Origin of the sequence: Amycolatopsis sp. NPDC051373 (genome assembly GCF_040689465.1) — a bacterium.
Taxonomy (GTDB): Bacteria; Actinomycetota; Actinomycetes; order Mycobacteriales; family Pseudonocardiaceae; genus Amycolatopsis.
In genome coordinates, this window is sequence record NZ_JBFBAE010000006.1 from 171,302 (window position 1) to 189,950 (window position 18,649).

Annotated in this window: 23 protein-coding genes and 1 pseudogene; 10 read left to right on the forward strand and 14 right to left on the reverse strand. The window is 69.3% G+C overall.

The window, feature by feature from the left end:
- Positions 1–199: 199 nt before the first annotated feature.
- The 5 genes from AB0383_RS13255 to AB0383_RS13275 all read right to left on the reverse strand — a co-directional run bounded on the left by AB0383_RS13255 (position 200) and on the right by AB0383_RS13275 (position 4,423).
- The gene (locus tag AB0383_RS13255) at positions 200–1,213 is read right to left on the reverse strand and encodes a YhjD/YihY/BrkB family envelope integrity protein (protein WP_364181699.1); all 1,014 of its coding nucleotides are present in this window, start codon (positions 1,211–1,213) and stop codon (positions 200–202) included.
- Between the two features lie 55 nt (positions 1,214–1,268).
- Positions 1,269–1,781 (reverse strand): AAA family ATPase, encoded by a 513-nt coding sequence (locus AB0383_RS13260; RefSeq protein ID WP_366187151.1) that lies wholly within the window; start codon positions 1,779–1,781, stop codon positions 1,269–1,271.
- Positions 1,782–2,936, reverse strand: a complete 1,155-nt coding sequence (locus AB0383_RS13265) for a hypothetical protein (RefSeq protein WP_366187153.1) — start codon at positions 2,934–2,936, stop codon at positions 1,782–1,784.
- Positions 2,937–2,961: 25 nt separating this feature from the next.
- Entirely contained in the window at positions 2,962–3,984 is a 1,023-nt protein-coding gene (trpS, locus tag AB0383_RS13270; protein ID WP_366187155.1) for a tryptophan--tRNA ligase, read from the reverse strand.
- A gap of 106 nt (positions 3,985–4,090) precedes the next feature.
- Positions 4,091–4,423 (reverse strand): hypothetical protein, encoded by a 333-nt coding sequence (locus AB0383_RS13275; protein ID WP_366187157.1) that lies wholly within the window; start codon positions 4,421–4,423, stop codon positions 4,091–4,093.
- Positions 4,424–4,884: 461 nt separating this feature from the next.
- Between AB0383_RS13275 and AB0383_RS13280 the strand changes: the two genes are divergently transcribed.
- Entirely contained in the window at positions 4,885–5,604 is a 720-nt protein-coding gene (locus AB0383_RS13280) for a chitinase (protein WP_364181715.1), read from the forward strand.
- A gap of 437 nt (positions 5,605–6,041) precedes the next feature.
- On the opposite strand, the gene AB0383_RS13285 is transcribed toward AB0383_RS13280, so the two are convergent.
- Positions 6,042–6,857: an exodeoxyribonuclease III gene (locus tag AB0383_RS13285; protein ID WP_220246208.1), complete on the reverse strand. Its 816-nt coding sequence runs from the start codon at positions 6,855–6,857 to the stop codon at positions 6,042–6,044.
- 41 nt (positions 6,858–6,898) lie between these two features.
- On the opposite strand from AB0383_RS13285, the pseudogene AB0383_RS13290 reads away from it, so the two are divergent.
- From AB0383_RS13290 to AB0383_RS13300, 3 genes and pseudogenes are all read left to right on the forward strand, one after another.
- A pseudogene (locus tag AB0383_RS13290) lies at positions 6,899–7,640 on the forward strand (MBL fold metallo-hydrolase).
- 42 nt (positions 7,641–7,682) lie between these two features.
- Entirely contained in the window at positions 7,683–8,252 is a 570-nt protein-coding gene (locus tag AB0383_RS13295; protein ID WP_366187160.1) for a WHG domain-containing protein, read from the forward strand.
- Positions 8,253–8,373: 121 nt separating this feature from the next.
- Complete coding sequence (locus tag AB0383_RS13300) at positions 8,374–8,931, forward strand: permease (RefSeq protein WP_366187162.1); 558 nt, start codon at positions 8,374–8,376, stop codon at positions 8,929–8,931.
- A 31-nt stretch (positions 8,932–8,962) separates the two neighbouring features.
- On the opposite strand, the gene AB0383_RS13305 is transcribed toward AB0383_RS13300, so the two are convergent.
- Positions 8,963–9,277: an SH3 domain-containing protein gene (locus AB0383_RS13305; protein ID WP_364181729.1), complete on the reverse strand. Its 315-nt coding sequence runs from the start codon at positions 9,275–9,277 to the stop codon at positions 8,963–8,965.
- Between the two features lie 235 nt (positions 9,278–9,512).
- A complete protein-coding gene (locus AB0383_RS13310; protein ID WP_364181731.1) occupies positions 9,513–10,736 on the reverse strand; it encodes an NADP-dependent isocitrate dehydrogenase in 1,224 nt (407 codons plus the stop codon).
- Positions 10,737–10,966: 230 nt separating this feature from the next.
- Here AB0383_RS13310 and AB0383_RS13315 point away from each other — a divergent pair, with 230 nt between their 5' ends.
- The 3 genes from AB0383_RS13315 to AB0383_RS13325 are packed head-to-tail and all read left to right on the forward strand — an operon-like array spanning position 10,967 to position 12,484.
- Positions 10,967–11,455, forward strand: coding sequence for a hypothetical protein (locus AB0383_RS13315; protein ID WP_366187165.1), 489 nt, complete (start codon positions 10,967–10,969; stop codon positions 11,453–11,455).
- Positions 11,456–11,487: 32 nt separating this feature from the next.
- Positions 11,488–11,850 (forward strand): DUF2203 domain-containing protein, encoded by a 363-nt coding sequence (locus AB0383_RS13320; protein WP_364181736.1) that lies wholly within the window; start codon positions 11,488–11,490, stop codon positions 11,848–11,850.
- 34 nt (positions 11,851–11,884) lie between these two features.
- On the forward strand, positions 11,885–12,484 hold the full coding sequence (locus AB0383_RS13325) for a class I SAM-dependent methyltransferase (protein WP_366187167.1): 600 nt from the start codon (positions 11,885–11,887) through the stop codon (positions 12,482–12,484).
- A gap of 85 nt (positions 12,485–12,569) precedes the next feature.
- Here the strand turns inward: AB0383_RS13325 and AB0383_RS13330 are convergent, their stop codons facing one another.
- From AB0383_RS13330 to AB0383_RS13345, 4 genes are all read right to left on the reverse strand, one after another.
- Complete coding sequence (locus AB0383_RS13330; RefSeq protein WP_366187169.1) at positions 12,570–13,094, reverse strand: hypothetical protein; 525 nt, start codon at positions 13,092–13,094, stop codon at positions 12,570–12,572.
- A gap of 143 nt (positions 13,095–13,237) precedes the next feature.
- A complete protein-coding gene (locus tag AB0383_RS13335; protein ID WP_366187171.1) occupies positions 13,238–13,816 on the reverse strand; it encodes an HhH-GPD-type base excision DNA repair protein in 579 nt (192 codons plus the stop codon).
- Positions 13,806–14,372, reverse strand: coding sequence for a hypothetical protein (locus AB0383_RS13340; protein ID WP_364181746.1), 567 nt, complete (start codon positions 14,370–14,372; stop codon positions 13,806–13,808). The genes AB0383_RS13335 and AB0383_RS13340 overlap by 11 nt, the downstream gene beginning before the upstream one ends.
- Positions 14,366–15,010, reverse strand: coding sequence for a spermidine synthase (locus AB0383_RS13345; RefSeq protein ID WP_364181749.1), 645 nt, complete (start codon positions 15,008–15,010; stop codon positions 14,366–14,368). Before AB0383_RS13345 ends, AB0383_RS13340 begins: the two co-directional genes overlap by 7 nt.
- Positions 15,011–15,084: 74 nt before the next feature.
- On the opposite strand from AB0383_RS13345, the gene AB0383_RS13350 reads away from it, so the two are divergent.
- Positions 15,085–15,267, forward strand: coding sequence for a DUF1918 domain-containing protein (locus tag AB0383_RS13350; RefSeq protein WP_364181751.1), 183 nt, complete (start codon positions 15,085–15,087; stop codon positions 15,265–15,267).
- Here the strand turns inward: AB0383_RS13350 and AB0383_RS13355 are convergent.
- Entirely contained in the window at positions 15,264–16,463 is a 1,200-nt protein-coding gene (locus tag AB0383_RS13355) for an MFS transporter (protein WP_366187174.1), read from the reverse strand. The genes AB0383_RS13350 and AB0383_RS13355 overlap by 4 nt on opposite strands.
- 108 nt (positions 16,464–16,571) lie before the next feature.
- On the opposite strand from AB0383_RS13355, the gene AB0383_RS13360 reads away from it, so the two are divergent.
- Positions 16,572–16,895: a metalloregulator ArsR/SmtB family transcription factor gene (locus tag AB0383_RS13360; protein ID WP_364181757.1), complete on the forward strand. Its 324-nt coding sequence runs from the start codon at positions 16,572–16,574 to the stop codon at positions 16,893–16,895.
- Between the two features lie 192 nt (positions 16,896–17,087).
- A complete protein-coding gene (locus AB0383_RS13365) occupies positions 17,088–18,272 on the forward strand; it encodes an MFS transporter (protein ID WP_366187177.1) in 1,185 nt (394 codons plus the stop codon).
- A 70-nt stretch (positions 18,273–18,342) separates the two neighbouring features.
- Here AB0383_RS13365 and AB0383_RS13370 read toward each other — a convergent pair whose 3' ends face one another.
- Positions 18,343–18,648: a DUF3017 domain-containing protein gene (locus AB0383_RS13370; RefSeq protein WP_366187179.1), complete on the reverse strand. Its 306-nt coding sequence runs from the start codon at positions 18,646–18,648 to the stop codon at positions 18,343–18,345.
- Position 18,649 lies beyond the last annotated feature (1 nt).

Sequence of the window (18,649 nt, forward strand, 5' to 3'; positions counted from 1 at the left end):
CGTCTGACAATGCGCTGGTCCAGGTGATCACGGCGTGACGGATCAGCTGGTTCGGGGATCACGGCGGTGATACCGCGGGCGCGCAACTGCCCGCGGATCGAGCGTGAGGATCAACACCCACTGCTCATCTGACAACAACTGAAACCGCGACACACCGGCAGCATCACAACCGCCACCCACGATGTTTGTCAGACACGCCCTAGTCCCGCCGTCGCCCCATCCAGCCGAGCAGCGCACCCACGCCGAACACGCCCGCGGCCGCGCTCAGACCGAACCCGCGTTGGACCGTCACGCGCGGCTCCAGCAGCACCGGCGCCGGCGGCCGCACGACCTTGCGCTGGTTCTCCTTCGCGGTCGCCGTCCACGCGGTGACCATGAGGAGGAACCGCGAGACGAGGTTCGCGAACACGAGCAGACCGATGATCGGCCCGAAGATCGCCGCCGCCGGCGATTTCGTCACGCTCTCCAGGTAGATCGACGCCACCTGCTGCAGGATGACGAACCCGATCGCGGCGACGATCGCGCCCTTCACCGCGCTGCGCATGGCCACGTGCTCACGCGGCAGCCGCGCGATGACCCACATGAACACGAGCGTGTTGGCCGCCAGGCCGAGGATGATCGTGGCCACCCGCAGCACCCACACCGCCCACGTCTGGTGTTCCAGGCCGACGAGCTCGAGCAGGTACTGCCCCACCCCGCCGCCCGCGGCCGTCACCGCGAACGACACGATCAGCGCCACGCCGAGCCCGACGAGCGACAGCAGGTCCTTGATCGTCGTCGACACGATCGGCTGCGGTTTCTTCTCCTGCCCCCACTGCGCTGTGAGCGCGTCGCGCAGGTTCGACATCCAGCCGATGCCGGAGTAGAGCGCCAGGAGCAGACCGAAGATCCCGATGCCGCTGCCCGACTTGATCGCCGCGTCGACGATCTGCGTCACGAGTCCCTGCAATGCCTCCGGCACGGAACTCTTGATGCCGTTGGTGATCTGGTCGATCACCGCCTGGTCGCCGCCCACGACCATGCCCACGATCGCGAACGCCACCATGAAGATCGGGAACACCGCCAGCACGCTGAAGTACGTGATGGCGGCGGCGTAGTGGTTGCCGTAGTTCTCGCCGAAGGATTCGTTGGCTCGGATCAGGTGATCCAGCCACGGGTACTTCCGCCGCAGCCGAGGCAGCAGCTTTTCCTGGTCACCAGTCTTGTTCGCCACCGTAAAACGCTAACCACGGTGGGTGATAGCCGCAACGCGAGCGGGTACTCGGGGGTCAGTCCAGGGCGGCGAGCACCGCTCGGTAGGCGTCGTCGACGTGTCCGGCCGACGTCGTGATGATCCGCGCCCGCGGCCGGTCGGCGAGGAGGGATTCGAGGCGGTCGTGGAACGCGGCGACGTCGGCCGCAGTGGTGTCGTGGTGTTGCGTCCCGGGCGTTCGTGAGGCAAAGCGGCTGAGGACGTTTTCGCGGGTGCCCCAGAGCACGAGTTCATGGAACGAAGCGCCGACGTCGTGGGCCAGTTCTTCCAGCTGCAGCAGGAAATCCGGGCGTGCGAGCAGCTGCGGCACGATCACGTCGTGGCCCGCGGTGAGGTGCGCGCGGGCGGCCGCGAGAGCCAAGGCGCGCGCCGCCAAGCCGGACTCTTTCGGCTGCGCGCGCCAGCCGCCGACAAGCGAGCGCACGCGGTCGACGTCGAGGTTCAGGGTCGGCGGGTGGGCCTGCGCGAACCGCTCCGCCAGCGTTGACTTACCGATGGCGGGCGGTCCGTTGAGGACGATCAGCCGCACTTACGTCCCCTGAAAAGCCAGGGCGATCTTCTGGCCGGCGGGCACGAGCAGGCTGTTGGCCTCGGCGAGGGTGCTGCCGATGGGGTGGCCGTCGTGGTCGACCAGGTAGAGCTCGAAGGCGAAGCGGCCCTTGCGGAAGATCAGCACACCCTGGGTCCTCATCGACATCGTGTCGGTCATGATCCGTGACTCGTCGCCGATCGCGGCCGACGGTGCCTGGCCGCCGTGCGCGCCCGCGGTGTTGTCGACGTATCCCTTGGCGGCGTCTTCGGTGAGGAAGCTCGTCGCCGTCAGCGACAGCGCTTTGCGCGAGAGCGGGTCGTCCTCGCCGGTGCCGCGCCCGCACTCGAGCTGCACGTAGTTGCGCGGCTGCGGGTCGTGCGGGAACGCGATGTCGCCGACGGCCGTGCCCGGTATCTCCGAGACCAGCGGCGACGCGTCGGTGCCGATGGCGGGGCTCACCACGTCGGCCGTGAGCAGCGGGCACGGCTGCGCGACCGGTTTCGGGAAGACCGGGCTCGAGTAGCCGACGGTGCTCGGCCCGGCCAGCGCGTTCGTCTGCTTCTCGAGGTCTGCATCACGCCGCTTGGCGATGTCCTGCATCTTGCCGGCACTGCCGTCGCCCTGCACCTGGCCGAGCGTGATGCTCGCCGGGGCACCGACGAACGCCGCGGCGGTCTCGGCGGTGCCGGACACGTACGCGGGCTGCGAAACCGCGACGGCCAGGCTCTCCTGCAGCGTGCCGTCCTTCGGCTCCAGGGCGTAGGCGCACTTGTCGACCGCCAGCCCGTCGGCCTTCGAGTAGGTGCCGAACGAGGTCTCGAGCGGGCCCTTGCCGTCGCCCACCAGGTAGGTGCGCTCGAAGTTGACGACGTTCGGGTCCGGGCGCGAGCCGACCTTGATGCCGAGGTCCTTCAAGTCGTTCAGTGACAACAGGTTGCAGGCCTCGATCACCGGCTTCCCACCGACCTGAACGCCCTGCGCGTCAGGCAGTTCCTTCAGCGGCGCGGCATCCGGGTAGTCGGAGCCTTCGTAGCCGGGCCGCTGCGTGGTCTGACCGTCGCCTTCCGGCGACGCCGTCTGGCTGTCCGGAGTGGACTCACCGCAGCCGGCGGGCAGCACCAGGACAGCTAAAATAGACAGACTTTTCTTCAATTTTTGTCCACCGACAAAAGATCGATCAGCGAGAGGCGGGCAGGAAGCCCAGCCGCTCGTACACGGTGGCGAGCGTGGGCGCTGCCACCTCCCGGGCGCGCTGCGCACCGCGGGCGAGAACCTTGTCGAGCTCGGCGACGTCGTCCAAATAGGACTGGACTTTGGCCTGCAACGGCGTGACCCACTCGACGAGCACCTCGGCGAGGTCCTTCTTCAGGTCGCCGTAGCCCTTGCCCTCGTACGCCGCTTCGAGGTCGGCGATCGAGCGCTCGGTGAGCGCCGAGTAGATGCTCAGCAGGTTGGAGACGCCGGCCTTGTTCTCCGCGTCGAACTTGACCTCGCGGCCGGTGTCGGTCACGGCGGAGCGGATCTTCTTGGCCGAGCGCTTGGGGTCTTCGAGCAGCTCGACGAGACCGTTGGCCGCGGACGCCGACTTGCTCATCTTCGCCGTCGGGTCCTGCAGGTCGTAGATCTTCGCGGTGTCCTTGACGATGTAGGGCTCGGGCACCGTGAACGTCTTGCCGAGGCGGTTGTTGAAGCGCTGCGCCAGGTTGCGCGTGAGCTCCAGGTGCTGGCGCTGGTCCTCGCCGACCGGCACGGCGTTGGCCTGGTAGAGCAGGATGTCGGCGGCCTGCAGGACCGGGTACGTGAACAGGCCCACACTGGCGCGGTCGGCGCCCTGTTTGGCCGACTTGTCCTTGAACTGCGTCATCCGGCTGGCCTCGCCGAAGCCGGTCTGGCACTCGAGTACCCAGCCGAGCTGCGCGTGCTCGGGCACGTGGCTCTGGACGAACAGGGCACTTCGGTCAGGTTCGACGCCGATCGCGAGCAGCTGCGCGGCCGAACGGCGCGTGCGCTCCAGCAGCACCTTCGGGTCCTGCTCCACCGTGATGGCGTGCAGGTCGACGACGCAGTAGAAGGTCTCGTGCGTGTCCTGCAGCTTCACCCACTGCCGCAGGGCGCCGAGGTAGTTGCCGAGGTGGAACGAGTCGGCCGTCGGCTGGATCCCGGAAAGCACCCGCAGGCGCCCGTTCTGTTCGTCGGACACGTCGGCGATTCTTTCAGGAGCCGGAGAGGCGGGTCACAGGGAGGTCTCCCTGGAGTGCTCGGCGGGGGTTCTCAGTGAGGCTTCCGGGCAGGCTTCCAGGGCTTTGCTAGGGGTTCTGGATCGGCGCGAGGGGCCGGGTGGGCTCCTCGGTGTCGACCGGCTCAGGGGTAGGCAGGGCCGTCGCGGTCGCCGCGCGCGCCTTGCGGCGCTGACGCAGGACGCCGAGGGCCATGCCGACGATGCCCAGCGCCACGGCGACCAGCCCGACGGGGCCGAGGATGCCGAAGCCCGCCGAAGGGGTCTCCGCGCGGACGACGCCGTCGTCGGCGAGCGCCGTGCCGCTGCCCGCGAGCAGCAGGACGGCCGGTAGCACGACGAGCGTCGCCGACCGGGCCGAGCGCAGCGTGGGCCGCAACAGGAGATGACCTGGGTTGCGCACCGGAGTGCCTCCCGCGAAGTGATGTTCCTGGCGAGATCTCTCACCCGTAAGGATGAGTCATACAGTGAAAAAACTACCGAGCGTGTCAAGACCTGTCGGTTCTGATCAACTCGGGCGCCGAGACTAGCGCCCGTCCGGGGAAGGCCGGTGACCACCCCCGGGCTGACGGTGTCACTGGTGGTCAGCGCTCTCTCGCCGGTTTTTCGTGCTGCCGAGGTCGCTCGAACGACTGTCACGAGTGTCGGCTTGGTCCGGTTCCGATCGCGCGGCGCGAGCAAAACGTGAAAAACGTTCACCCGTTTGGCGGCGACGAACTACGGAAAGCAAGTTATTCACCAACTCTATTGGTCTGATCGCGTCTTTTTGACCGGCTCCCGACACTGGGCTCTGTTTTCTCTCCCGAGATTGGTCTATACCTCTATGGTGTAGACCACTTCAGGGGCTAACATAGGAGTGAGCCCATGTCTCTCCGAAGGATCCTCACCGCCGTCGGGATGGCCGCCGCGGCCGCGATCACGGTGCTCGTGCCGGCCACCACGGTTGCGAATGCCGCGCCGGCCGCGAGCTTCGTCGTCAGCGAGTCGCAGTTCAACCAGATGTTCCCGGGCCGGAACTCGTTCTACAGCTACAGTGGACTGACCAATGCGCTCGGTGCATACCCCGGCTTCGCGAATTCCGGCAGTGACACAGTGAAGAAGCAGGAAGCCGCGGCGTTCCTCGCGAACGTGAGCCACGAAACCGGTGGCCTGGTGTACATCGTGGAGCAGAACACCGCGAACTACCCGCACTACTGCGACACGAGCCAGTCGTACGGCTGCCCCGCGGGCACCGCGGCGTACTACGGGCGCGGCCCGATCCAGCTCAGCTGGAACTTCAACTACAAAGCCGCGGGCGACGCGCTCGGCATCGACCTGCTGAACAACCCGAACCTCGTGCAGAACGACTCGGCCGTCGCGTGGAAAACCGGCCTCTGGTACTGGAACACCCAGTCCGGCCCCGGCACCATGACCCCGCACGACGCCATGGTCAACGGCCGCGGCTTCGGCGAGACGATCCGCAGCATCAACGGCTCCATCGAATGCAACGGCGGCAACCCCGCCCAGGTCCAGAGCCGCATCGACGCGTACCGGAAGATCACCGGCATCCTGGGCGTCGACCCGGGTGGCAACCTCAGCTGCTGAGGCTGTCGAGGTTGCCGGCAGGGCCCCTCGGTGGCGGCCGAGGGGCCCTTCTGCTTGGCAGGTAAGGAATTCAACACGGGTGCGGTGTGGCGTGGTCTCGTCGAGCCGCCACGCCGCGCCCGGTTATCGGATTCGGCGGGCAACTCAAGACCCTGCACACCCGCCCACGGCGCCGGCACGCGCGACGGCGCCGTAAACCGGGCAGCAACGCACTCGCCGCTCGGCGAGCGAGCGCGCCGCGTGCCGAGGTATTACCGCGCATGCTCCGCAACCCGGGCACAACCGAGTGCACCCACCACCGCGACACCCGCGTTCGACGCCGCGCCGAGACCGGGAACCACGCGGAGCCCCGCACGCCGGCGGCGCCGCGCGGTAAGGAAATCAGCCCCGGCGGCGGCACGACCGGCGCCGGGGCTGCACCGCGCTTCGGCGGGGAATCAGCGCGGGAAAGGCACGTCGTACGTCGCCGTGACGGGGGCGTGGTCGGACCAGCGTTCGGCGTAGGTGGCGGCGCGCTCCACGACGACCGACTGCACGGCGTCGGCCAGGGCCGGGGTGGCGAGCTGGCAGTCGATGCGCCAGCCGGAGTCGTTGTCGAAGGCCTGGCCGCGGTAGGACCACCAGGTGTAGGGGCCCGGGCCGTCGTGAAGGCGGCGTTGCACGTCGGCGTAGCCGGCCTCTTCGAAGACGCGGCCGAGCCAGGCGCGTTCTTCGGGCAGGAAGCCCGAGTTCTTGTGGTTGCCCTTCCAGTTCTTCAGGTCGACGGTGTCGTAGGCGATGTTCCAGTCGCCCACCACCACGACCTCGCGGCCCGCCGCGGCTGACTTGGCGCGCAGCTCGCCGAGGTAGGGCAGGAAGGCGGCCATGAAGCGCTCCTTCTCGTCCTGGCGCTCGGTGCCGACATCGCCGCTCGGCAGGTACAGGCTCGCCACGACGACACCCGGCAGGTGCATCTCGAGGTAGCGCCCGCTGTCCTCGAACTCGGGCTCGCCGAAGCCGACGCGTACCTCGTCGGGCTCGACGCGGCTGTAGAGCGAGACGCCGTTTCGCCCCTTCGCAACCGAGGGCGCGTGGGCGGCGAACCAACCCTCCGGTTCGACGACGTGCGCGGGCAGCTGCGCGGCCTCGGCCCGCACCTCCTGGCAGGCGACCACGTCGGCCTTCGTGGTGGCGAGCCACTCGACGAAGCCCTTCTTCACGGCGGCCCTCAGGCCGTTGACATTCACGGTGGAGACGGTCAGCACCCCGCGCACGCTACCCGCCGGGTCCGACAATCCTGTGCCAGACTGCGCCCATGGCGCGACTCACCGTGCTCGGCAGCTGCGGCGCCTGGCCCGAACCCGGCCGCGCGTGCGCGGGATTCCTTCTCTCACAAGGAAACCATCACATCGTGCTCGATCTCGGGTACGGCGCGGCGAGCCGGCTCTTCACGCACGTCGCCGCGAAAGACCTCGACGCCGTCGTGATCACCCACGAGCACCCCGACCACATCGCGGACCTCACGGCGCTCGGCCGCGCGTGGCACGACACCGTCGAGGACCAGCGTTTGCCGCTGCACTGCACCCCCCGGCGTGCTGCGCCGCCTCGAAGCCGCCGAGCCGCGCCCGCACCCGGCCACGATCTTCGACATCCGCACCTTCGCGCGGCCCGAAACCGTCGGCCCCTGGCAGCTCACCTCGACGCCGCTGCCCCACCACGTGCCCAACCACGGCGTGCGGCTGAGCTCGCCGCGCGGCACCGTCGCGTACTCCGGCGACACCGGCCCGTCGCGGCTGCTCGTGGAGCTGGCGCGCGACGCCGATCTGCTCATCTGCGAAGCCACCCTCCAAGGTGAGCCGCCGGACGAGCCGCGCCGGCTGCTCACCGCCGCGGAGGCCGGGCGGACGGCGGCCGAGGCGGGCGTCCGAACCCTGCTGCTGACCCATTTCTGGCCCGGCGCCGACCGTTCCGTGTCCGCCGCGGAAGCCCGCCGGGAGTTCGACGGCGAGGTGCTCGTCGCGGACGAAGGCCTGACCGTCGAGATTGACGCCCACTAGCTAACAGGCTTAGCTTTAAAGCTATGATAGTTAGCCAACCTGATGTCCCCTAGGGCCGGCCTCACGCCGGACGCCGTCGTCACCCTCGCCCTCGAGGTGGTGGACGCCGACGGCGCCGACGCGCTCAGCCTCGCCAAGGTCGCCGAACGCGCGGGCGTCGCCACGCCCTCGCTGTACAAGCACGTCGGCGGGCTCGCCGCCCTGCGCCGGCTGGTCGACCTGCGTGTGGTCGCCGAGATGACCGAGGCGTTGCGCGGTGCGGCGACCGGCCGTTCCGGTGACGACGCGATCGAGGCCCTCGCCGACGCCTACCGCGCGTACCTGCGCGCCCACCCCCACCGCGTCGCCGCGCTGGAAACCGCGCCCGACGCGGGCGACGAGGAGCTCGCGAAGGCCACCCTCGGCGTCGCCGAAGTCGCCTTCGCCGTGCTTCGCCCGTACGGGTTCGACCAGGCGAAGACCGCGCACGCGACGCGATGCCTGCGCGCGGCCGTGCACGGCTTCGCGAGCCTCGAAGCGTCCGGCGGCTTCGGCCGGCCCGAAGACGTCGATGCCAGCTTCACGCTCCTGAAAACGATGCTCGTCCGCGGCATCACCGACTACGCCAGCTGAGGAGAACCATGTCCTTCGTCCTCGCCGTTCTGCTGTTCACCGTCGCGCTCGGTATCCCCGACGCGCGGTTCCCCTGGCAGGCCAAGGCCAAGGCCACGCCCGTCGAGAGCGAGGCCGGCAGATGATCGCCGGGCACTTCGGGCTCGCCGCCGCCGTGAAAGCCGGCCGGCCCGCCATTCCCGTGTGGACGATGATGCCGGCCACCGCGTGGCTCGACATCGTGTTCACGCCGCTCTACCTGACCGGCATCGAGACCATCGACCAGTCGGGCGGCACGGGCTACGGCGAGGGTGTGATCCACGCCGACTACACCCACTCGCTCGTCGGCGCGCTCGTGCTCTCCGCACTGTTCGGCCTGGTCGCGGCGCGGTGGCTCGGGCGCAGCGCCGGCGTCACGCTCGGCGCGGTGGCGTTCTCGCATTGGCTGCTGGACCTCGTCGTGCACCGCGCCGACTTGCCGATTCTGCCCGGCAACGCGGGCAACCTGCCGACATTCGGCTTCGGCCTGTGGCGGCTGCCGGCGGTGTCGATGACTGTGGAGGTCCTGCTGCTCGTGGTCGGGATCGGCCTCTACTGGCGGGCCGCGGCGAAGCGCGACCGGCGCAAGGCGCGCACGCTGGCGCTGATCGCGGCGCTTTCAGGCGTGGTCACGGTGGCGCTGGACTTCGCGGGCTTCTAGCCCTTCAGCGCCCGTCAGCGCCGAAAACCATTCAGCACTTCGAACCCTCGACCGGCTTCACGAAGCTGCTCGCCACCCACTTGTCCTTGGCGACCTCGCGGAATCCGTTCTGCTGCACCGGCATCGCGTCGAACTCGGCGCCGTTGAGGTACTTGCCGACGATCTTGCCGTTGCCGTCCGGAGTTTCGCGGGCGTTGAGCACGTCGGCGGTCACCGCGACCTTGCACCCGGTCGGGGAACCCTGGGCGTCGGCCTGGCCCTTCTGGTTCAAGACGTAGATCACGATCACGGCAACGATCACACCGATGATGATCAGGGTCTTCTTCGGTATCAACCCCAGGATCACGGCCGCTCCTCCGTCACCAAAGTCAGTCGCGAAAAATCGGGCTCCACCAGGGTAGACACGGAGTCGGTCCGCCCGACAGGTCCGGCCGGGCAGACCACCCGGAGGCGCCAACCGCGTCACCCTCTGGTGACAACCGGTAGTCACGACGAAGGGGCACCTCGGAAGACTCCTCCGAGGTGCCCCTTCGCGGTGGTGGGAAAAGGCAGTTCAGCCGGTGGCTGGTGCGGCCTTCGAATCAGCCCTGGGCGATCTTCTTGGCCAGGTTCTCGTCGAGCGTCCCGAGGAACTCCTCGGTGGTCTGCCACGCCTGCTCCTTGCCGACGAGCAGCGCCAGGTCCTTCGTCATCTTGCCGCCTTCGACGGTGTCGATGACCACGCGCTCGAGGGTGTTCGAGAAGCCGATGAGCTCCGCGTTGCCGTCGAGCTTGCCGCGGTGCTCCAGGCCCCGGGTCCACGCGTAGATCGACGCGATCGGGTTCGTGGAGGTCGGCTTGCCCTGCTGGTGCTGGCGGTAGTGGCGGGTGACCGTGCCGTGGGCCGCCTCGGCCTCGACGGTCTTGCCGTCCGGCGTGCGCAGCACCGACGTCATCAGGCCGAGCGAGCCGAAGCCCTGGGCCACGGTGTCGGACTGCACGTCGCCGTCGTAGTTCTTGGTGGCCCAGACGTAGCCACCCTCCCACTTGAGCGCCGCGGCGACCATGTCGTCGATGAGGCGGTGCTCGTAGGTGAGGCCCTTGGCGTCGAAGTCGGCCTTGTACTCCGCCTCGAAGATCTCCTGGAACACATCCTTGAACATGCCGTCGTAGGCCTTGAGGATCGTGTTCTTGGTGGAGAGGTACACCGGGTAGCCGCGGTCGAGGCCGTACTGCAGCGACGCGCGCGCGAAGTCCTCGATCGACTTGCGGTAGTTGTACATCCCCATGGCGACGCCGCCGCCCTCGGGGAAGTTGGTGACCTCGAACTCCATCGGCTCGGAGCCGTCGGCCGGGGTGTAGGTCATGGTGACCGTGCCGGGGCCGGGGACCTTGAAGTCGGTGGCCTTGTACTGGTCGCCGTGGGCGTGGCGGCCGATGATGATCGGCTTGGTCCAGCCGGGTACCAGACGCGGCACGTTCTGCATGATGATCGGCTCGCGGAAGACCACGCCGCCGAGGATGTTGCGGATGGTGCCGTTGGGGCTCCGCCACATCTTCTTGAGGCCGAACTCCTCCACGCGCGCCTCGTCGGGCGTGATCGTGGCGCACTTGACGCCGACGCCGTGCTTCTTGATGGCGTTCGCGGAGTCGATGGTGATCTGGTCGTCGGTGCGGTCCCGCTCCTCGATGCCCAGGTCGTAGTAGTCCAGGTTGACGTCCAGGTACGGGTGGATCAGCTTGTCCTTGATGAACTGCCAGATAATGCGGGTCATCTCATCGCCGTCGAGCTCGACGACGGTGCCCTGGACCTTGATCTTGGCCATGAGCAGCGGTGCTCCTTCCGCGGATCTTCGCGTTACTTCTTCGACTTCGTCGGTAGCGGTACAAGCGTACTGCTTGCCGGAGCTGGATGGTTCCAGAAGTGGTCGGCATCAAGTCTCCACCCCTGGCGCGAGGCCCCGACGGGTGGGCACACCACGCGTTCGCCGGTCGCGGAACCGGGTGAGGTCCGCGACCATCCCATCGGGGAACCAGCCACTCGGGAGGTCACGCTATGTCGTACTCCGACCCGTACACCACCTTTCAACCGCCCGCCTACCAGCCACCGCCGCCGAGCCGGGCGTTGGCGCGGGTGTTCAGCGGGCTGCTGGGCCTCGTCCTCACGCCCGTGGCCCTGGGCCTGCTCGCAGCCGGGGGTTACCGGCAGCAGGTGATCGTGATGGAGGCCTTCGCCGCGCGCCGCGACGCGCTCGGCATCGCCCTCATGGCGGCCGGCGCGATCCTGTTACTGGGTGTCGCGGCGCTGGGCGCGTGGTCGTCCTCGGGGCCGCTGCTCGGCGGGCTCGTGTGGGGCGTGCTGCCCGGCGTGATCGCGCTGGCGATGCCGGAATGGGGCTTCGACCTGCTGAACGGTCTCCCGCACGGCGGGCTCTCGTTCGGGTTGACGTCGTGGCTGTTCTCCGGTGCGCTGCTCGCGGCCGGGTTTCTGCTGGTGGGCACGGGTCTGGCGACGACGGTGGCGCGGCGGCGTCCTGGGCGGTGATGGGGTTCGGGACACAGTGAGAACATCGTCACATGGGTCTGTTCACCGTGGCCGAGGCGCGCGCCGAGCTCTCCCGGCTGCTCCCGGTCCTCGCCGAGCTCGTCCGCGTGCGCGCCGACGCCGCCGAGCTCGCTGCGTCGCTGCGCCCGGGCGGCCGCGACACCCCCCTCGGCGGCCTGCCGGAGTGGAAGGCCGCGCAGGCCCGCCTCGACGAGCTGATGACCACCGTCCAGCGCACCGGCGCCGAGCTGAAGGGCTTCGCACCCCTTCTGGTCGACTTCCCGGCGTCCTTGAACGGCGACGACGTCCTGCTCTGCTGGCTCGAGGGCGACCGCGAGCTCGCCTGGTACCACCGCGTCGACCTCGGCTTCGCGGGGCGCCGGCGGTTGAGCTGAAAAACCGCTGGTCAGGGCCGGTACGGTGCTTGTCGTGACCTCAATCTTCGACGAACAGGCCGCCGGTTACGACGACGATCTCTTCCACCCCCTGGTGGCGGAAACCTTGATCTCCCTCCTACCCCCGCGCCCCGCGTTGCTCGTCGACGCCGCCACCGGCACGGGCGCCGCGGCGTTCGCATCGCTGGGGCTTTCGCCCTCGTCGGTGCTCGGGGTGGACTTCTCCACCTTGATGATCGAGCGGGCACGCGCGAAGGCCACTTCGCTGGATCCGGCGGGCGTGATCTCGTGGCAGGTGGGTCCCGCCGTGCCCCTGCCGGTCGCCGACGGCGCCGCCGACGCGGTGGTGTGCGCGTCGGCGCTGCACTTCCTGGGCGCCACAGCCCTGACCGACTGGGCGCGGGTGCTGCGACCGGGCGGGGTGCTGGCCTTCAGCATCTCTTCGTCGGCGCGCTTCAAGCGGGACGGGCCGATGGCCGAGCTGATGCCCCGGGACCTGCGGATTCCGGGCTCGGAGCAGGAGGCCGCCGCGCTGGCCACGGCGGCGGGATTCTCGTCGGCGGAGGGTCAGACGGTGAAGGCCCACCTCGGAGGACGGGAGCGGTCGGTGTTCGCGGTGAGGGCGGTTCGGTAGCTGCTTACCCGCGGTTGATCGGAACGGCGGCCCCGGCCACCAAAGCCCGATGGCCGGGGCCCGCCGAAGCGAAGCTTGTGTTCGATCAGTGGTGGAAATGGACCGCACCAGTCGTGGCGGGACCGGTGGGGCCGGAGCAGTGGAGGGTGAAGGTCGTGTCGAGGTCGGTGATGGTGCCGTCGGCGGCGCGGGCGAGGCGGGTGACGGTGAAGTCGGCGGTGGCGTCGTCCGCGACGTCTGCGCAGACCTGGGTGCCGTCCGCCTGGGTGCCCCGGAAGGCGGCGAAGCCCGGGGTGTCGAGTTGCGGCGCAGACTGGCCCCGGAACCGCGCGCCGGTGTAGGTGCCTTCCTGCAGTTGCCCGCCGGCGGGCGCGCTGAGCTCCAGACGCGCCCAGTCCCAGCCTCCGTCGGCGTCGACCTTCACGGCACCGTTGGACTCCCACGCGGTCAGCTGGTCCGCACCCCACGAGTAGCTGCCCACGAACGCGTGCGCGCCGGCCTCGGACGTGTAGGTGAAGGCGTCCTGTGGATCCGCCTGAGCCACCGCGACGCCCGCGGTACCGAACACACACGCCGTGGCCGCGACGATCAACACCCGGCTCGAGATCATGGAATTCCCCTCCCCTGGACGTGCTGCTCCTGCAGCACCGACGAAGATCCTTCCAACGCCAGAGCCGCCAGGGATAGCGGCCGTTGGGCGGATAACCGCTCAGCGGGGCAAGAGATCGGCCGTTCGGCCGGGCCGGCGCGGCGCTACTTCTTCGCGGCCGCCTTTTGCTCCTTCTTGAAAGCCCGAACCTCCGCCAACGTCTTCGCGTTCACCACATCAGCGATAGACCGCCGCGACCCACGATCCCCATACGCACCAGCCGCCTCGCGCCAGCCCTTGGGCTGGACGCCGTACTGCTTCCCCAGCAGCGCAAGAAAGATCTTGGCCTTCTGCTCCCCGTACCCAGGCAGGGCTTTGAGCCGCTTGAGCACCTCCGGCCCGTCCGGCTTGGGCCGCCCCTCCGTCCAGATCGCCTCGGCATTGCCGTCGTAGTGCTCCATGATGAACTGGCACAGCGCCTGCACTCGGCGCGCCATCGACCCGCCGTAGCGGTGAATGGCAGGCGGCGTCACACACTTCTCGACGAACTCCTCCGTGTCCGCCTCCGCGATGCGCCGCACGTCGAAGCCGCCCATGCGGTCGGCGATCTTGCGCGGGCCGAGGAAGGCGACCTCCATGGAGATCTGCTGGTCGAGGAGCATGCCGACGAGCAGCGCGACCGGGTCCTCACTCAGCAGCTTGTCGGCCTCGGCGTCGCCGCTCAGGTGCACTTCACGCGTCATGCGGTCCATTTTGGCAGGTCGTGACCCAGACGCGCAGCTCCCCGAGCGGGGTGGCGCCGTAGGCCAGCGCCGAGGCCAGCTCGTCGCCGTGTTCGTAGCCGACGATCGGCAGGCCCGGGAACGCGGCGGCGGCGCCGGCGACCGCGCCGGCCCAGTCGTCGCCGGTGAAGTTCCACAGGCCGACCGCGGTCGCGCCGCGGTGGGCAATGGTCGGGCCTCGGAGGTGGACGAACGACGGGTCCGGTGACGCGGACGAGGGCCACCCCGACGACGACAGCACCGGGAACTGCAACCACGTCGCCGAGAACAGCACCTCGAAGCCCGGCAGCTCAAGTGACGCGAAGCTGTCCTTCACCGAGCAGCCGGCCGAAGCGTCGACGAACGGCAAAATGTCGGCGGCGGTGGCGTCCGGCGACAAGGTCACCGCGTCGGGGTAGAACTCGGGTGTGCGCGCGGGCGAAGTCCACGCGTGCGGGCCGAAGACGCCGGAAACGCCGCCGATGCGGCAGAAAACATCGCACCAGGCCGCGTTCTCCGAAACGGCCGCCCTCAGCAACGGGCGAACCACAGCACGTCCGGTTCACCGCGCGGCACCGGGACTTCCACCACGCGTACGTCAGCGAAGCGCCCCCGCAACCGATCCGTGAACGCAGGAGAAGCGCCGGCACTCCACACCGCCAGGACACCGCCCGGGCGCAGCAGGCGAGCCAGACCGTCCACTCCGGACTCGCCGTACAACGTGGTGTTGCCCTCAGTAACCGTCCACTCGGGACCGTTGTCGGTGTCGAGACACAGGGCGTCGAAGGTTTCCCCCGAAGAACGCAGCCACGTCACCAGATCCGCCTCCACCAGCGACACCCGGTGATCCTCCAGCGCCGCACCGTGCACCGCGCGAAGCGGGCCCGTGCGGTTCCACGCGATCACCGCCGGCTCGCGCTCCACCACCACAACCGACCCGACGTGCGGGTGATCCAGCGCCGCCCGCAATGAAAAACCCACCCCCAGGCCGCCGATGAGCACGCGGGCGCCCGGCGCGAGCAAGTCGGCGGCCCCGGTCACGAGAAGCCGTTCGGATTCGCCGTTTCGGGTGTCCATCAGGAACACACCGTTCTCGATCACCTCGAGCGCCGCACCTTCGCGGCGGAGCACGAGCTCACCGCCCGACCCGCGGGCCACGTCCAGAACCTCAGCCACGCCGTCAGCTTCGCACAACTGCTCTGTACGCGGCCGCGAAGCGCTCCTACTCTCAACCACGGAGGTGAAACCCCATGCACGCGACGGTAGGAGACGAGATCCAGGTCCACGGGCGCACGGTGGGAGCTGCCGAGCAGCGCGCCGAGATCCTCGAGGTGCGAGGCCCGGACGGCTCACCACCGTACGTGGTCAGGTTCGCCGACGGACACGAAGCACTGCTGTACCCCGGGCCCGACTGCGAGATCCTCAGCGACTAGCCGACGGCCACTTCTTCCCGGGCCGTCACGCGACGAGCGCGACGCGTCTCCCAGAAGAACACCGTCACCGCGATCGCGACGGCGCTCAGCACCGCGGCGATCTCCGGCAGCACCGTCGGCCCGGCCGACGTCAGCACGGCGCCGCCGACGATGCCGGAGAGCCCGACGCCGAGGTAGATCGCCGACGCGTTGAGCGAGAGGGCCAGGCCGGCGTGCCCGGGCGAAAGCTCGATGAGCCGGTGCTGCATCGGCGGGTTGATCGCCCACGTGATCGTGCCCCACACGAAGAACGTCACGCCCGCGCCGGCCACGGTCACCGACGTGAACGGCAGCAGCGCCAGTACGACGGTCATCCCGCCCAGCACCAGCAGCACGGGCACGCGCGCGCCCCACCGGTCGGCCGCGCGGCCGCCGAGGTAATTGCCCAGGGCGCCACCGATGCCGTAGCAGAACAGCAGCACGGTGACGGTGCCTCCGGTGATCCCGGCCGTCACGGCGAGCAGCGGCGACGAGAGCGTGTAGACCATGAACGCGCCGAGGCACGCGAGCACCGTGGTGACGAGCAGCGCGACCACGCGCTTGTCGCGCGCCACCGCGAAGCGTTCGGTTAGCCGCACCGCGGGCGGCGGCGCGACCCGCGGCAGCACGAGCCGCACGGCGACCGCGCCGGCCAGCGACAGCACGCCGACGAGCAGGAACGCGGCCTGGTAGTCCCACTGCTGCGAGACCAGGCTGCCGAGCGGGACCCCGAAGATCAACGCGACCGTGAGCCCGCCGAACACCATCGCGACGGCGCGGCCGCGGCGTTCCGGCGTGGTCAGCTCCGCGGCCACGGCGCTGGCGGCCGGGGTGAAGACAGCGGCGCCGACGGCCGTGACAACCCGCGCGAGAAGCAGCGTGGTGTAGCCGGGCGCGACGGCAGCGAGCAGGTTGCCGAGACCGGTGACGACGAGCGCGGCAACCAGGAGCGTCCGGCGCTCCCAGCGCCCGGTGACAGCGGCGAACAGAGGCGAGCCGATCGCGTACGCGATGGCGAACGACGTGACGAGCTGCGCGGCGGCGGTGGCCGAAACGTGCAGCTCCGCGACGAGCGACGGCAGCAGTCCGGCGACGATGTAGCCGCTGGTGCCGACCCCGAAAGCCCCGAACGCCAGCACGGCGTTGCGCGAGCTCCCAGAGGTGGAGACGCTGGACATGGTGGTGCCCCCAAGAGGTGAACGGGATTGGTTCGACGAACGTCGTAGTTCGATGACAACCGTACACCGCGGGCCTGACAATTTCGAGGAACGTCGTACTATGGACGCATGGCCGCCACCACGCACCTGACTCCGCTCGTCCACCCCGAGCGCGACGAGATGACCGTCGAGTCGGTGCTGCGCGCGCTCGCCGACCCCGTGCGCCTGGCGATCGTGCGCCAGCTGGCCCGGACCGAAGCCGAGGTGTCGTGCGGCGGGCTCGAGGTGCCGGTGACCAAGTCCACACTCACGCACCACCTCGGCATCCTGCGCGCCGCGGGCGTGATCGCCGGCCGCCAGGAGGGCACGACGCGGTTCAACTCCTTGCGCCGCAACGATCTTGACGAGCTGGCGCCGGGCTTGCTCGACGGAGTGCTCGCCGCGCGCCGCTGACGGTCGCGCTACGTGAAGAGCCTCACCCGGATACCGGGATGACAAAGGCACGCCCCATCGGTTGAACTGGGTGCAGACAGCACGACGGCGTCGGGGCCGCACACGGCTGTCTTATTTTTTGCCCTTCGTCTAAAGCGCTTCAGAACGGGGTCGCCCCGGGCTGAGTAATCGATTTCTCAAGGAAGGAGAGCCGTGCCCGTCGCGTTGCTCGCGCTCGCCATCGGTGCCTTCGGCATCGGGACCACCGAGTTCGTGATGATGGGTGTGCTGCCCCAGGCCGCCGCGGACTTCCACATCGACATCCCCACCGCCGGCTACTTCATCTCCGCCTACGCGCTCGGTGTCGTGATCGGCGCCCCGCTGCTGACCGCGGTGGCCGTGCGGCTGCCGCGCAAGACCATGCTGCTCGCGATGATGGGCCTGTTCACGCTGGGCAACGCCCTGTTCGCGCTGTCGCCGAACCAGGGTTTCGGCATCGCGTTCCGCTTCCTGGCCGGCCTGCCGCACGGCGCGTTCTTCGGCGCCGGCGCGGTGGTCGCGTCGAGCCTGGTGAAGCCGGGTGACCGCGCGAAGGCCGTGTCGATGATGTTCATGGGCCTGACGCTGGCGAACGTCGTCGGCGTGCCGCTCGGGACGTTGCTGGGCCAGCAGGTGGGCTGGCGGGCGACGTTCGGGGTGGTCGCGGTGATCGGCCTGTTCGCCGCGGCTGCCATCGCCAAGCTGGTGCCGCACCAGGGGCGGCCGGCCGAGGCGTCGCTGCGCGGTGAACTGGGCGCGTTCCGGCGGCCGCAGGTGTGGCTGGCGCTGGCGATCGTGACGTTCGGGCTCGGCGGGGTGTTCGCGTGCATGTCGTACATCGCGCCGATGCTCACGGACGTCGCCGGCTACTCGCCCGCGGACGTGACGCTGCTGCTGTCGCTCGCGGGTGTCGGAATGACCGTCGGCAACTACCTGGGCGGCCGGCTCGCCGACCGCGCACTGATGCCTTCGCTGTACGCGGCGATGCTGTCGCTGGCGGTGGTGCTGGGGATCTTCACGCTGACGGCCCAGTCGAAGGTCGGCGCCGCGATCACGATCTTCTTCGTGGGTGTCGCGGGCTTCATGATCGGCCCGATGATGCAGACGCGGATCATGCAGAAGGCCGGCGGAACTCCGTCGCTCGTGTCGGCGGCCGTGCAGTCGGCGTTCAACATCGCGAACTCGATCGGCGCGTACCTCGGCGGGCTGGTGATCGCCGGCGGCCTCGGGTTGGTGGCGCCCAACTGGGTCGGCGCGACGCTGGCAGTGCTCGGGCTGTCGATCGCGGCGGTTTCCGGGACCTCGGACCGGCGGGACGCGCGGGCCGAGGAGCAGCGGGAGCTGGCCCTGGCGTCGTGAGGTTTTGACAGAAGCGGCCCCGCACCAGTGCTTGGTGCGGGGCCGCTTCGCGTTCCGGGGCTACAAGCCGTCAGGACGTGGCGTCGAACGGACCGCCCGTGATCGTGAAGGCGATGTACAACACGGCAGCGCACAGAGCCGCGTACGTGACGATGTCCACGACCTTGCGGCGGATCGCCAGCAACCCGACGCGGTCCTCCGGCAGCAGCAGCCGCAACAGCCCGCCCACGAGCAGGGCGGCGCCGACCAGCACCGCGCCCTCGCGCCAGTGGTACTGCAGGATCCGCAGCGCCGCCGCGAGCAGCAGCAGCATGACCAGCCCGAAGGGCACGTGGACGGTCCACGACCGTTTCGTGCGGGGCCGGTCGGCGGTCATG